The sequence below is a fragment of the Bacillus sp. JJ1474 genome (assembly GCF_036965225.1).
Classification (GTDB): Bacteria; Bacillota; Bacilli; order Bacillales; family Cytobacillaceae; genus Cytobacillus.
In genome coordinates, this window is the sequence record NZ_JBALPC010000029.1 from 55,475 (window position 1) to 68,734 (window position 13,260).

Sequence of the window (13,260 nt, forward strand, 5' to 3'; positions counted from 1 at the left end):
AGAAGGTAAATGGGCAGCACGATGTCTTGGGCGAATTAGTAGGAAAAATAAATGAACGGTTTGATAAAGTAAACAATATTAGCCAGATGTCCTATGATAAATCCCTTGGCCTGCAAGAAAAGGGTCAGAATTTATTTGAATCAACTGTAGATATGGTGAAAATCTCAGAAGAGGGAAGGGATTCTGTTAGTAAAGTTGAAGGACTCATTGCCAAATTAGGTGACCAGCTGCATGAGACATCCGTTAAAATGAATCAGTTAAATGAAAGATCGAAAGAAATTGAGATTATCGTCAAAGTGATAAAGGAAATTGCTGATCAAACGAATTTATTGGCGCTTAACGCTTCCATTGAAGCTGCAAGAGCGGGGGAACATGGTAAGGGGTTTGCTGTTGTCGCTGAAGAGGTAAGAAAGCTTGCTGAAAATACAGCGGAAAGCACCCATAATATAAGCGTCCTGACACAGAATATCCAAAAAGATATTGAGGACTCACTGCAATCGACAAAGATGAGCACAGGGTTAATCGAAAATGGGATTCAGCTTAGTACTGACACGACAAGTAAAATAAACTACATTTTAACAGTGTTTAATAACGTCCAATCTGAGGTAAAAGATGTGATTGGCACAATCGAAGAGCAAAGAGAATATTCAAATGATGTGATGAGCGAAATAAGCGAAACACAAGCTATTTTTGAACAGGCAAATGAGATGATAATTAGACATATTAATGATGCAAGTGTTGTTGATGAGAAATTAGAAGGCGGTATTAGACAGGTTGCAGAATTAAGCAATTGGGGCAAGGTGCTCAAGGAAAATAATGAATAAAATATTCCATAAAAAACAGTGAGTTTCACTGTTTTTTTCTTTGCTAAAGGAAAAAAGGGAATGATTATAGTTATTAAGAATAGGTATAGTTACGGGCAATACATAAACTTAAGTTTTTATTAATAGGAGGTTTAGATGAAATTATTAATACTTGGGGGAACAAGGTTTTTGGGACGATATCTTGTCGAAGCTGCTTTAGAAAAGGGACATCAGGTAACACTCTTTAATCGGGGAAAAGAAAACCCTAATTTGTTTCCTGATGTTGACACGCTTATTGGTGACAGGAATGGGAACCTAGAAGCATTGAAGGGGAAAAAGTGGGATGCAGTTATTGACACTTGCGGTTTTATTCCACGTATCGTGAGAGAATCAGCAGAACTATTATCTGATGTAACGGAGCACTATACCTTCATTTCAAGTGCCTCCGTTTATACGGACTTAACCAAAATAGGTATTAATGAAAATCATCCTGTTCTTACAATCTCAAAGGAGAAGGAAGAGGAAATTACAAAAGGCATAGCTGGTCCCTTATATAACGAATATTATGGTCCCTTAAAGTACTCCTGTGAACAAGTGATTGAAGAGGTAATGCCTAATAGAGCTTTGTTCATTCGTGCGGGTTTGATTGTTGGTCCACATGATTATTCCGATCGTTTCACCTACTGGGTTCAAAGAGTAGCTAAAGGTGGGGAAGTGTTTGCTCCTGGGAGCCCAGATAAACAAATTCAATTAATCGATGTAAGAGATCTGGCAACAGGGATCATCAACATGGTTGAGAGAAGAAAATCAGGTGTTTTCAACGTAACTGGACCAAATGATACGTTGACAATGGGAGATTTTCTTCAGGAATGTAAATCAGTCAGTAAGAGTGATGCTATCTTTACGTGGATAGATGAAGAATTTTTAGATAAAAATCAAGTGAAATATTGGACCGAAATGCCTTTGTGGCTCCCTGAAAAATTAAATATGCCCGGGTTCCTTGCATTAAACATTGAAAAAGCAGTAAATGAAGGTCTAACATTTCGCTCTTTGGCAGACACCATTCGTGATACGTTAGAATGGGACTCTAGCCGGGCGGTGGACATTGAACGTAAAGCAGGCATGGAATATATGAAAGAAAAGGAATTATTAGAACGGTGGCATGCGACCATAAAAAGTAATTTTTAATCGTGGGGTAAAGAAATGGAGAATAGCCCTAAAGGGTATTTATATTTATTAGGTTTATGGAGTTCAGTTATTTTCGCTTTAACAGGTATACTGTATGGAGCAAGCATGGGGATTTTATTAAGTAAATATTCCATACCGGAGTATATAAATTTGGAGCAGTTTATGAGTTCTGTTGATCCGGAATTTATTGATTTATATGCATTTTGCCAACTATTTGCTTGCGTTTCAACGGTGTTCTTTATGATCATCTTGTGTACCATTCATGAATGTGTTGAACAATACGATAAAATTTTTAGCAAATTAAGCATCTGTTTTGGAATAGGTTTCACCATATTAGCTTCACTAAATTATTTTATTCAATTCAGTATTGTAAGACTTAGTCTGAACGAAGGAACGATACAGAATTTAGAAAGCTTTGTTCAATTTAATCCCCGGTCTTTTTCATTTGCGATCAACATGCTTGGGTGGAGCTTATTTTTAGGGCTGTCTACATTATTCCTTGGAATGATATTTAAAGGGAAAGGAATACATTTAGGAATTAGAGTATCATTTTACTTAACAAGCTTATTTTGTATGATTGGATTTATAGGCTTTATCTTTGATAGCCAGTTCCTTTTGCTGATTTTTCAATTAGGAATGACGATAGGGCTTACGATAGGGGCAATCCTGCTTGCTTTTGCATTTAAAAGGTCGAAAAGAGACAATATCATCATTAATAAAAAAAGCGATGCCATTTCGATTCCATAATGACATCGCTTTTTCATTTAGTAATCTTATGTTACCTGAATAGTAATCCTAATATCGCCAAAATGATAATGCCGCACCATATCATTAATTTTGGAGCTGATACTCCTTTGAAAGATGCAGGATGTTTTTTTCCTAGGTTAAAGTTGAATCTTATGTTTGGTCTTTGCTTATGTGGCAGCAAGGCTAAACCTAACAAAAAGCCAGCTAGCAGCCCGAAAAAATGGGCCGTAACATTGATATTTGGCTGCAAAAACGTCATAATCAAGGCGATGATGGTGATAGTCAATATAAGTTGAGAATTTGCCTTTGACATTAAATCTTTTCTATACATGATGACAGAAGCATAAAATCCGAATAATCCAAAGATCGCTCCGCTTGAACCGACATGTATATAGGTTAAGGGTTCCAAAAAGAGTGTCGCGACATTCGCGGCCATTCCAGCTATAAAATACACGAAGATGAATTTTCCCTTTCCTAGCATACGCTCCAAAGCAGGACCAAAAAGGACAAGGGAAAAGCTATTAAAAATCACGTGCGGCAAATCGCCATGCATGAGAATCGGTGTGACTAGACGCCAGTATTCCCCTTCCGAAATATAAAGGTTTACCCCGGCGAAATGTTCATAAAGCCATAAGTTGGGGAGCAACGGGAAAACGGATATGAAGTAAAGAACAATATGAATGGCAATAATGATTGAAACCACTGGATAATATCGCAGAAATTCTTTAAAGCTTTCCGTCCGTATAAACATAAGGCCCCTCTTTTCTCTACTTTCTCTCCATCATAGCCTAAAATGGAAATGAACATGCTATTTAACATATTAGAAAAACACGAAGACTTGCTATTCTTATATTATTGTTTATGCAAATATTAAATGAAATAGAAGGATGATCAAAGATGATTACTGGAATTGGCATAGATATTGTAGAACTTAATCGAATAAAAAAAATATTTGAAAGGCAAGTGAAATTTGCGGAAAGGATTTTAACACCGAAAGAAACCGCTGAATTTCAGACATTACCTTTAGAACGAAAGACAGAATTTTTGGCGGGGCGATTCGCAGCAAAAGAAGCCTTCTCTAAAGCAATGGGGACAGGCATTGGAGGAAGCCTTTCCTTTTTAGATATTGAAATTGAAAAGGATGAAAAGGGGAAGCCTTATGTGTCCAAGCCGATTCAAAAGGGTGTACACCTTTCCATTTCTCACAGTAAAGAGTATGCAGTGGCTCAGGTCATCATTGAAAAGGTGTAAGTAAAAAAGCAAAAAGCTTGTCATTCAACCTAGCATATTCCAGATGGTTGTCTCATATATTCATAGTGCAATAGGAGAGACAAGGCTAGACAAGGGGATTCATTTTTCATATCCACATTCGTCTATCCTTTACCTCCTCCACGATTAGCGCAAAACTAAGTCAGATATTCATCAAGGAAAGTTGATCTAGTTGCCAAAGAATTGTTTAGCAACAAGGTAGATGGATTTTGTTGAAAAATGACTTAGGTGCTGTGGCTGGACAATACACTGAATAGAGGCAAAAGGGGTTGAAGGAATGAGGAGAAAGTGGTTAATGCTGCTAATCGGGATATTGGCAGTGATAGCGTTGTCTGCTTGCGGAACGAAATCCAAGGAAGCTGTAGTGAAGGATCTGAATGGGAAAGTTGAGGAATTAAAGAGTTACAAGGCAAACGCGAAGATGACATTAGAAATGGGAACTGAACCACAGGTGTATGACATTGAGGTTTGGCATAAAAATCCATCCTACTACCGTGTCAATTTGAAAAATGCCCAAAAGGATCAAAGCCAAATGATTCTGCGCAATGATGAGGGGGTTTTTGTTCTGACACCAGCACTGAATAAAAGCTTCCGTTTTCAAAGCGAATGGCCAAAAAACAGCAGTCAGGCCTACCTTTATGAGTCTTTAGTGAAGGATATTGTTGAGGATAAAGAGGCTAAATTCACTGCGACCAAGGATCATTACGTTTTTGAAACGAAAACAAGATATCAAAATAACCAAATGCTTCCTACCCAAGAAATCACGTTAAAGAAATCTGACTTAGCTCCAGTGAGTGTGAAGGTCATGGACACGGATAAAAACACCCTTGTAAAGGTTGAGTTCACTGAAGTTAAATTTAATGCCGCCTTTGATAAGAAAGATTTTGATATGCAGAAGAACATGACTAGTGCTCAACTATCTGTTCCTGTATTAGCGGAAGTGGGCAGCGAAGAGTTCTCGGTCAAATACCCTTCTGAATTCCCAGGTGCTGATTTAGTTGATGAGAAGGCCATTACAACGGATAACGGCAAACGAGTTGTCTTAACATATGATGGAGAAAAATCTTTCACAATCGTACAAGAAAAAGCCAATGTTATGCCGGTTTCCTCTTACACAACGGTAAGCGGCGAGCCAGTAGATTTAGGCTTTACGATAGGTGCTTTATCTAATAATACAATTAAATGGACGTATCAAGGGGTCGACTATGTGATTGCCTCAAATGACCTGACAGAAAAAGAACTAGTTGAGGTTGCAAGGTCCGTTCAAGAAAGTACAGTAAAATAATTTCTTTATGGGCTCTGAATAAGGGCCTTTTTTATATGCAGATATTCCTGAAAAGTTGGAAAATTAATTGACAAAGGTGTCGAAGGGAGTCGATAATCGACATATAAAAAAGAAAAAAAGGGTGTTCAAATGATGGCCAAAGTTGCAGATTGTCAAACAGCTTTTTATAGAGATACTTGGGCGGAAATTAATTTGGATCATATAGCATATAATGTTGAGGAATTGAGAAAGCATGTACAGGATGTCGTTAAGATCTTTGCTGTTGTCAAGGCCAATGGGTATGGACATGGGGATGCAGAGGTTGCCAAGGCAGCGTTAGAGGCAGGTGCCAACTATATTGCCGTAGCCATACTGGATGAGGCGCTTTCCTTAAGGAAAAAGGGCATTACCGCACCGATTCTTGTTCTTGGTGCAAGCCGTCCAGAGGATGCGGAGATTGCCATTGAACAAAATATCACATTGACAGTCTTCCAGCTGGAATGGCTTGAAAGAGCAAAGCATTACGTTGGATCTAATCAAAAATTAACGATCCATTTAAAACTAGATACCGGAATGGGAAGAATAGGAATAAGAAGCGGGAAGGAGCTTGAGGAGATTGAGATTGTTGTTGCCAAAAGTCATGCCTTCCATATAGAAGGGGTTTTTACTCATTTTGCGACAGCTGATGAGATTGATCCTGCATATTACAATATGCAGTTGGAACGTTTTAATGAAATGATTTCATGGCTGAAGAAAAAACCTGAATTGATTCATACAAGTAATAGTGCAGCATCGTTAAAATTTCCGGAAGCGCATTTAAATGCTGTCAGAATGGGGATTGCCATGTATGGATTAATGCCGTCCGTAGAAATGGAGCCCACCCTTCCTTTTCCTTTAAAACCTGCCTTTACTCTTCATACGAAGGTTGTGAATGTTAAAAAGGTGAAAAAAGGGGAGAAGATTAGCTACGGTGCTACCTATGAAGCGCAGGAAGATGAATGGATTGGTACGCTGCCAATTGGGTATGCTGATGGATGGACACGTAAGCTCCAGGGGCAGGATGTACTCGTAGATGGTAAAAGAGCTCCGATTGTCGGCAGAATATGCATGGATCAATGTATGATTAAGCTTCCGGCTGATTTGCCTGTTGGTACTGATGTCACCCTTATAGGACAGCAAGGAAAAGAAAAAATTACAGCCGATGACATTGCAAGGAGACTTGGAACTATTAATTATGAAATCACTTGTATGATCGGTGCAAGAATTCCTAGAGTATATAAGAAAAATGGGCAAGTTTTAAAGATCATTAACAGCCTTCTCTAGAATGGGATTACATTGAACTGACCTTAGTTGAAAGGGAATTAGGGAAAATTTAATTTTCTTCAATAAGAAAGCAGAGCTTTATGCATAAAAGAATAATTTTTTGGCGGATAATAGAGAAGAATTGATAAACCCCCTTTGCATGAGGTCAGATTGATGTTAATATTAAAAATGGTAGATATAAAATGGTGTGTAGTGATGGTGGAGGTGTTTGTTTGTGTCTGAGTCCAGCGCAACAACAGAGATTATGGTGAAATTACCGCAACATCTTGTAACCGAGTTAGATGGCTTTGTAAAGCAGGAAAACGTAAATCGGAGTGAATTCATTTATCAAGCAACCAAAATGTATTTGCGCGAGCGAAAAAAGAGACAAATTCGTGAGGCCATGAGACGTGGTTATATGGAGATGGCGAAAATAAACTTGACGATTGCATCTGAAGCATTTCTTGCAGAATTCGAGGCAGAAAACACAGTTGAACGTCTAGTAAGCGGAGGGTAATCCCTTGATTGTCAAACGTGGTGACGTATATTTTGCAGACCTATCCCCAGTTGTTGGTTCAGAACAAGGTGGCGTCCGTCCAGTGCTGATCATCCAAAACGACATCGGGAATCGGTTTAGTCCCACAGTAATTGTTGCTGCAATCACTGCTCAAATTCAGAAGGCTAAGCTGCCTACTCATGTTGAAATTGATGCGAAGCGCTATGGTTTTGAACGAGATTCGGTAATTCTTTTAGAACAAATTCGAACAATCGATAAACAGCGCTTAACCGATAAAATTACCCATCTCGATGACGAAATGATGGAAAAAGTGGATGAAGCCGTTCAGATTAGCTTAGGGCTCATCGAATTTTAATACAAAATACGCTCTTTCCATAAGGGCGTTTTTATTTTTTGTGTGTAGGACAATTGGTCTTTTATTTATTTTAATTATTATTACATCTACCCGCGGCAAGCATTCTAAATGCTTGCCATTTTTTATTTAATGGCTTTCTTTTCATTTGGAAAGCTGTCACTCTTAGCGATAGTGATAGTTTTTTTAAATATAATCATTATATTTGTATTTTCCTTGAATTACAGCAAATCCCTTACCTTGGGTCCTTCTATGTCATTGTTTTTCCTCGAACTACATCAAAACCCTTACATTGGGTCTTTCTATGTCAGTGTTTTCCTTGAATTACATCAAAACCCTAACATTGGGTCCTTCAATGTTATTGTTTTTCCTAGAACTACATCAAAACCCTTACATTGGATCCTTCAATGTTATTGTTTTTCCTCGAATCACATCAAAACCCTTACATTGGGGCCAGTCATGCTACTCGTTCAGTAGCCTTGTTATCAGAATGCGCTCCATGATCCCTTCCATGGCATTCATTTGAGCCGTCTTCATTTTAAGACGCACCTCACGAACCTCTCGTTCATTGCCTTTATAAAAGCCATTTGTTTTACTAAGCTGAAGTCTTGAACAAGGCTTTTCAAACCTTGATTATCCTTTACCCATCAAATATTTCTGCTAAACTGTTAATAATCATTTTAAAAAAATAAATAAAAAGGTTTATTCATTCAGCAAACAGGGAAGTAAATATCCAATTGATATGCAAAAAGGTGGGTCAGTTATGAATATGTCATTAAAAATTCACGAGCAGGGAAATCAAATGAATGTGATTGTTCAGGGTGAGATTGATGCGTTTACTGCACCAAAGCTTAGAGAGAGGCTATTTCCTCTTTCAGAAAAAGAAGGAATAGAAATGATCATTAACTTATCTAATGTATCCTACCTAGATAGCACAGGGTTAGGAGTGTTTGTTGGTGTGTTTAAAAATATACGCTCCAATCAAGGCAAGCTTCGGATAGTTGGATTATCTCAGCGTTTATTAAGGCTTTTCAAAATGACTGGTCTCGCTAATATTATTGATATTTCCAGCCAGAGTGAAGGTGAAGAGAATGAATCAATCGTTTGATTATATTGAAATTAAGGTCCCTGCAAAAGCGGAATTCGTGAATGTAGTTCGGCTTACCCTATCGGGAATTGCAAGCCGGATGGGTTTTTTATATGACGAAATTGAGGATTTGAAAATTGCCGTAAGTGAGGCTTGTACAAATGCTGTACAACACGCCTATAAAGAGGAAGAACATGGAGAAGTGGTCGTTGGTTTCGGGTTATACGAAAACCGGCTGGAAGTAATGGTTGCCGACAATGGCAAAAGCTTTGACTTTTTATCCGCCAAGCAAGGGATTGGACGGTATCAACAGACAGAATCCATTGAATATTTGCGAGAAGGGGGTTTGGGGCTTTACTTAATTGAGTCTTTAATGGATGAAGTTAGAATCCATGATAAAGAGGGTGTGACGGTATTCATGATTAAATACCTAGAAGGAGAGCAGGTGGAGATGGATGCTAAAGCACTCTCGACCTAATCAAAAATCAAAGGATGAAATCAACCAGCTCATCAAAGCTTATCAGCAGCACCAAGATGAAGAAGCTCTAAATTCACTCGTGGTATACTATCAGAACTTAGTCGAATCCATTGCACGAAAATACTCAAGGGGAAAAGCCTTTCATGAAGATATAACTCAAGTTGGGCTAATTGGACTGCTGGGGGCTATACGCCGATATGATGAAACCTTTGGGAAGAATTTTGAGGCATTTGCAGTCCCGACTATTATCGGAGAAATTAAGCGATTTTTACGTGATAAAACATGGAGTGTTCATGTGCCCCGCCGGATTAAGGAGCTAGGACCGAAAATCAAAACAACGATCGAGGAGTTAACAGTTAAACTCCAAAGGTCTCCGAAAATGAACGAAATTGCGGAAGTATTAGACATTGAGGAGGAAGAGGTTCTAGAAGCCCTTGAAATGGGAAAAAGCTATCAGGCCCTTTCCGTTGATCATTCAATTGATGCTGATTCAGAAGGTGGAACTGTGACCTTACATGACATAGTGGGTCAGGTGGATAAGGGCTATGAAAAGATCAATCAAATGCTTGTACTGGAAAAAGCTTTGCATGTGCTAACCGAGAGAGAGAAACAAATCATCCAATACACATATTTAGAAAACATGAGTCAAAAGGAAACGGGGGAAAAATTACAAATTTCACAGATGCACGTTTCAAGACTCCAAAGACGAGCTATAAAAAAACTGCAGGAAGCTATTCACGCAGAATCAGCCAATCAGGATTAAACAAATACTTAATATTTGCGGTATGAGGCTGCCTTGTTGTCTAGGTAAGCTTCTTTTTTTTTGAAGACGGAGTGTCCCATATGAAACTTAATCAAGAATTTGGTAAAATGAAAAACAAGACTTAATGGCTGGGGGTAAAATTTTGGAAACAACTATCGTAAATAATAATCAAGTTTTAGAAAAAATAGCATTAGAACAATCGGTATCTGTAAAACAAGTTAGAAACACAATCGGCCTTCTGGAAGAAGGAAACACTGTCCCCTTTATTGCCCGTTATCGTAAAGAACAAACTGGCGCTTTAGACGAGGTTCAAATTCGTGACATTATGGAGCGCTGGCAATACATACAAAATCTTGAACAGCGAAAAGAGGAAGTTATTCGATTAATTGATGAGCAAGGAAAGCTTACAGATGAATTAAGAAACCACATACAGATTGCAGAAAAGCTGCAGGAAATAGAGGATTTATATCGCCCTTATAAGCAGAAGCGCCGAACGAAAGCAACCATCGCGAAGGAGAAAGGCTTAGAACCATTTGCGGAATGGATGCTAACCTTTCCATTAACAGAATCTCCCGTGGACAAGGCAAAGGAATTCCTCTCAGAAGAAAATGAAGTAAATTCCGTTGAGGAAGCCATCACTGGCGCGAAGGATATTATTGCAGAATGGGTATCCGATGATGCAGACAGCAGAAAATGGATTCGCGAGCAAACAGCAAAAACTGGAACGATTGAATCAACAGTGAAGGACGAAGCAAAGGATGAGAAAAAGGTTTTTGAAATGTATTATGAATACGAAGAGCCCATTTCAAAAATCGTCCCGCACCGTACATTGGCATTAAACCGCGGTGAAAAGGAAGAGATTTTACGAATCAGCCTTAAACCGAATACTGATTTTATTTTGAAATATTTACATAAAAAGTGGATTAAGAATGAAAAGTCGAAAATATCATCCATTGTTCAAGAGGCCTATGAGGATGGTTACAAACGTTTAATTCAGCCATCCATTGAAAGAGAAATAAGAAATGAATTAACGGAAAAAGCAGAAGAGCAGGCTATCATGATTTTCTCAGAAAATTTAAGGAAGCTATTACTGCAGCCGCCATTGAAAGGAAAAGTTGTTCTAGCAGTGGACCCAGCGTATCGAACCGGATGTAAGCTTGCTGTCGTAGATGAAACAGGAAAAGTTCTGAAGATAGCGGTCATTTATCCGCATCCTCCTGTTTCGAAGGCGCGAGAGGCAAAAGCACAAATTATTGATATCATTCACACGTTTCAAGTGAAGATGATCGCCATTGGAAATGGTACTGCCTCGCGAGAGACTGAACAGTTTGTTGCCGAAATTTTAAAAGAGCTTAAAGAAGAAGTTTACTATCTTATCGTAAATGAAGCGGGAGCTAGTGTATATTCGGCTTCTGATCTGGCCAGAGAAGAGTTCCCAGATTTACAAGTTGAGGAAAGAAGTGCCGTATCAATTGCCCGCCGCCTACAGGACCCGTTAGCAGAGCTAGTGAAAATTGACCCGAAGTCTGTTGGAGTAGGGCAATACCAGCATGATGTTTCACAAAAGAGATTATCGGAATCCTTAACATTTGTTGTAGAAACGGCTGTAAACCAAGTAGGTGTAAATGTTAATACAGCTTCTTCTTCCTTGCTCCAATATGTTGCGGGGCTTTCCAAGACGGTCGCAAATAATATAGTGAAGATGCGGGAGGAAGAAGGGAAATTTTCAACTCGCAAACAGCTTAAAAAAATTCCGCGCCTAGGAGCGAAAACATATGAGCAGGCTATCGGTTTCCTAAGAATTATAGATGGAAAGGAACCGCTAGATCGTACAGGTATCCATCCCGAAAGCTATCCAGAGGTCATAAAATTGCTTGATAAACAAGGTTTTAAAACAAGCGATTTAGGAACAGCAGCATTAAAGGATTCACTTTCAAAATTAAATGTTGCCGAAACAGCTGCAGAATTAGGGATAGGAGAGCTTACGCTTAAGGATATTATTGATGCACTTGTCAGACCGGAAAGAGACCCGCGTGATGATTTGCCGACACCGCTATTAAAGAAGGATGTTCTACAGCTGGAGGATTTAAATGCGGGTATGGAGCTTCAAGGGACTGTCCGTAATGTCGTAGACTTCGGCGCTTTTGTTGATATCGGAGTAAAGCAGGATGGGCTTGTTCATATATCTAAATTAAGCCGCCAATTTGTTAAGCATCCACTAGATATTGTTTCTGTCGGCGATGTTGTTACCGTCTGGGTCGACTCTGTTGATAAAAATAAAGGAAGAGTTTCTCTAACTATGTTGGCTCCAAATGAATAAATGGATTTTTTACGATGTAAAGCGCTAGGTTACGCCCTAGCGCTATTTTGTTTGTGAAGTGTCAATAAGCAAGGTGCTTCCGCATTTCTATGAGCAGTGTTTTTTTCTATAGAAAAACCAACATTGATTTAATAACTTAATAGTGGAACGATCCTTTTCCAAAAAGGCCCTCTGCATTTGATTTAGAAACCATCCAGGCATATGAATACCTCCTTAATAGGAATTCGGAATTGAAACAATCTATAAAGAAGCGTAGGGGAATAAACTTCTTAATTGTAAAATTAAAATGGTTATCAAACTTATTACAATAAGAAAAGGTATATATAACATATGCTATAATAGGTTGTCATGTTCACATAAATTTAGAGGGGAAAAATGGGATGGATGACTTAGAACTGCAAAAGTTAGTTGAGGACATTTCACTTCAAAGCTTTGGAAATCCGTTTCGGCATAAAGCTTGTTTTAATGGAAGGCTTAGGTCGACAGGCGGGCGTTATATGCTTGACACCCATAATATAGAGATAAATAGGAAATACTTAGATCAGCTCGGGTTTGAGGAATTATGCGGAATTATTAAACATGAGCTTTGCCATTATCACCTTCATATTGAAGGAAAAGGATACAAGCATCGAGATCGGGATTTTAGACTTTTAATGAAAGCTGTTGGAGCACCAAGATTTTGCTCTCCTCTACCAGAACGCACAAAAAAGACCATGCTTAAAAGAGTTATTATATATGCTTGCAAAGATTGCGGGCAATTATATGAACGGAAAAGAAGTATTAATACACAAAAATATGTTTGCGGAAAGTGTAAAGGGAGATTAAGAAAAATTGAAGAATTAAAACAAGGGTAATTTCTCTAAAGTAAATTAGATAAATTTACATAAAACTATAGAAGATTTTTTAAAAAAACTTTCTTGACTTTTAATGTCTAGGTTTTTATAATAGTAAGAGTCGACAAGATGCTTAGTGAGAAAAACACAGCGTTTTGTTAAATATTCCGCAGTAGCTCAGTGGTAGAGCATTCGGCTGTTAACCGAACGGTCGTAGGTTCGAATCCTACCTGCGGAGCCATTTATGGGGAAGTACTCAAGAGGCTGAAGAGGCGCCCCTGCTAAGGGTGTAGGTCGCGTAAGCGGCGCGAGGGTTCAAATCCCTCCTTCTCCGCCA

General features: G+C 38.6%; 14 protein-coding genes, 2 tRNA genes and 1 pseudogene. 15 read left to right on the forward strand and 2 right to left on the reverse strand.

The window, feature by feature from the left end:
* Positions 1-254: 254 nt before the first annotated feature.
* From V7164_RS25635 to V7164_RS04815, 3 genes and pseudogenes are all read left to right on the forward strand, one after another.
* Positions 255-824, forward strand: a pseudogene (locus V7164_RS25635) (methyl-accepting chemotaxis protein); the annotation flags it as partial.
* Positions 825-959: 135 nt separating this feature from the next.
* Positions 960-1,991: an NAD-dependent epimerase/dehydratase family protein gene (locus tag V7164_RS04810; protein WP_335345500.1), complete on the forward strand. Its 1,032-nt coding sequence runs from the start codon at positions 960-962 to the stop codon at positions 1,989-1,991.
* 15 nt (positions 1,992-2,006) lie between these two features.
* Positions 2,007-2,738, forward strand: coding sequence for a hypothetical protein (locus tag V7164_RS04815; RefSeq protein WP_335345499.1), 732 nt, complete (start codon positions 2,007-2,009; stop codon positions 2,736-2,738).
* A 31-nt stretch (positions 2,739-2,769) separates the two neighbouring features.
* On the opposite strand, the gene V7164_RS04820 is transcribed toward V7164_RS04815, so the two are convergent.
* Complete coding sequence (locus tag V7164_RS04820) at positions 2,770-3,489, reverse strand: rhomboid family intramembrane serine protease (protein ID WP_335345498.1); 720 nt, start codon at positions 3,487-3,489, stop codon at positions 2,770-2,772.
* 146 nt (positions 3,490-3,635) lie between these two features.
* Between V7164_RS04820 and acpS the strand changes: the two genes are divergently transcribed.
* The 9 genes from acpS to V7164_RS04865 all read left to right on the forward strand — a co-directional run bounded on the left by acpS (position 3,636) and on the right by V7164_RS04865 (position 12,090).
* A complete protein-coding gene (acpS, locus tag V7164_RS04825) occupies positions 3,636-3,989 on the forward strand; it encodes a holo-ACP synthase (RefSeq protein ID WP_335345497.1) in 354 nt (117 codons plus the stop codon).
* Between the two features lie 295 nt (positions 3,990-4,284).
* The gene (locus V7164_RS04830) at positions 4,285-5,292 is read left to right on the forward strand and encodes a LolA family protein (RefSeq protein WP_335345496.1); all 1,008 of its coding nucleotides are present in this window, start codon (positions 4,285-4,287) and stop codon (positions 5,290-5,292) included.
* A 129-nt stretch (positions 5,293-5,421) separates the two neighbouring features.
* The gene (gene alr, locus V7164_RS04835) at positions 5,422-6,594 is read left to right on the forward strand and encodes an alanine racemase (RefSeq protein WP_335345495.1); all 1,173 of its coding nucleotides are present in this window, start codon (positions 5,422-5,424) and stop codon (positions 6,592-6,594) included.
* 214 nt (positions 6,595-6,808) lie between these two features.
* Entirely contained in the window at positions 6,809-7,090 is a 282-nt protein-coding gene (locus tag V7164_RS04840) for a CopG family ribbon-helix-helix protein (RefSeq protein ID WP_066301683.1), read from the forward strand.
* 4 nt (positions 7,091-7,094) lie between these two features.
* Positions 7,095-7,445 carry a type II toxin-antitoxin system endoribonuclease NdoA gene (gene ndoA / locus V7164_RS04845; RefSeq protein ID WP_066301680.1) on the forward strand — a complete coding sequence of 117 codons (351 nt, stop codon included), beginning with the start codon at positions 7,095-7,097 and terminating at the stop codon, positions 7,443-7,445.
* Positions 7,446-8,205: 760 nt separating this feature from the next.
* Positions 8,206-8,550: an anti-sigma factor antagonist gene (locus V7164_RS04850; protein ID WP_335345494.1), complete on the forward strand. Its 345-nt coding sequence runs from the start codon at positions 8,206-8,208 to the stop codon at positions 8,548-8,550.
* A complete protein-coding gene (gene rsbW / locus V7164_RS04855) occupies positions 8,534-9,007 on the forward strand; it encodes an anti-sigma B factor RsbW (protein WP_335345493.1) in 474 nt (157 codons plus the stop codon). Before V7164_RS04850 ends, rsbW begins: the two co-directional genes overlap by 17 nt.
* Positions 8,985-9,770 carry an RNA polymerase sigma factor SigB gene (sigB, locus tag V7164_RS04860; protein WP_335345492.1) on the forward strand — a complete coding sequence of 262 codons (786 nt, stop codon included), beginning with the start codon at positions 8,985-8,987 and terminating at the stop codon, positions 9,768-9,770. The genes rsbW and sigB overlap by 23 nt, the downstream gene beginning before the upstream one ends.
* Positions 9,771-9,924: 154 nt before the next feature.
* The gene (locus V7164_RS04865) at positions 9,925-12,090 is read left to right on the forward strand and encodes a Tex family protein (RefSeq protein WP_438824702.1); all 2,166 of its coding nucleotides are present in this window, start codon (positions 9,925-9,927) and stop codon (positions 12,088-12,090) included.
* An 87-nt stretch (positions 12,091-12,177) separates the two neighbouring features.
* On the opposite strand, the gene cmpA is transcribed toward V7164_RS04865, so the two are convergent.
* Positions 12,178-12,291, reverse strand: a complete 114-nt coding sequence (cmpA, locus tag V7164_RS04870) for a cortex morphogenetic protein CmpA (protein WP_335345490.1) — start codon at positions 12,289-12,291, stop codon at positions 12,178-12,180.
* A 179-nt stretch (positions 12,292-12,470) separates the two neighbouring features.
* Between cmpA and V7164_RS04875 the strand changes: the two genes are divergently transcribed.
* From V7164_RS04875 to V7164_RS04885, 3 genes are all read left to right on the forward strand, one after another.
* A complete protein-coding gene (locus V7164_RS04875; RefSeq protein ID WP_335345489.1) occupies positions 12,471-12,944 on the forward strand; it encodes a SprT family protein in 474 nt (157 codons plus the stop codon).
* A 145-nt stretch (positions 12,945-13,089) separates the two neighbouring features.
* A tRNA-Asn gene (locus tag V7164_RS04880) sits at positions 13,090-13,164 on the forward strand.
* A gap of 5 nt (positions 13,165-13,169) precedes the next feature.
* A tRNA-Ser gene (locus V7164_RS04885) sits at positions 13,170-13,260 on the forward strand.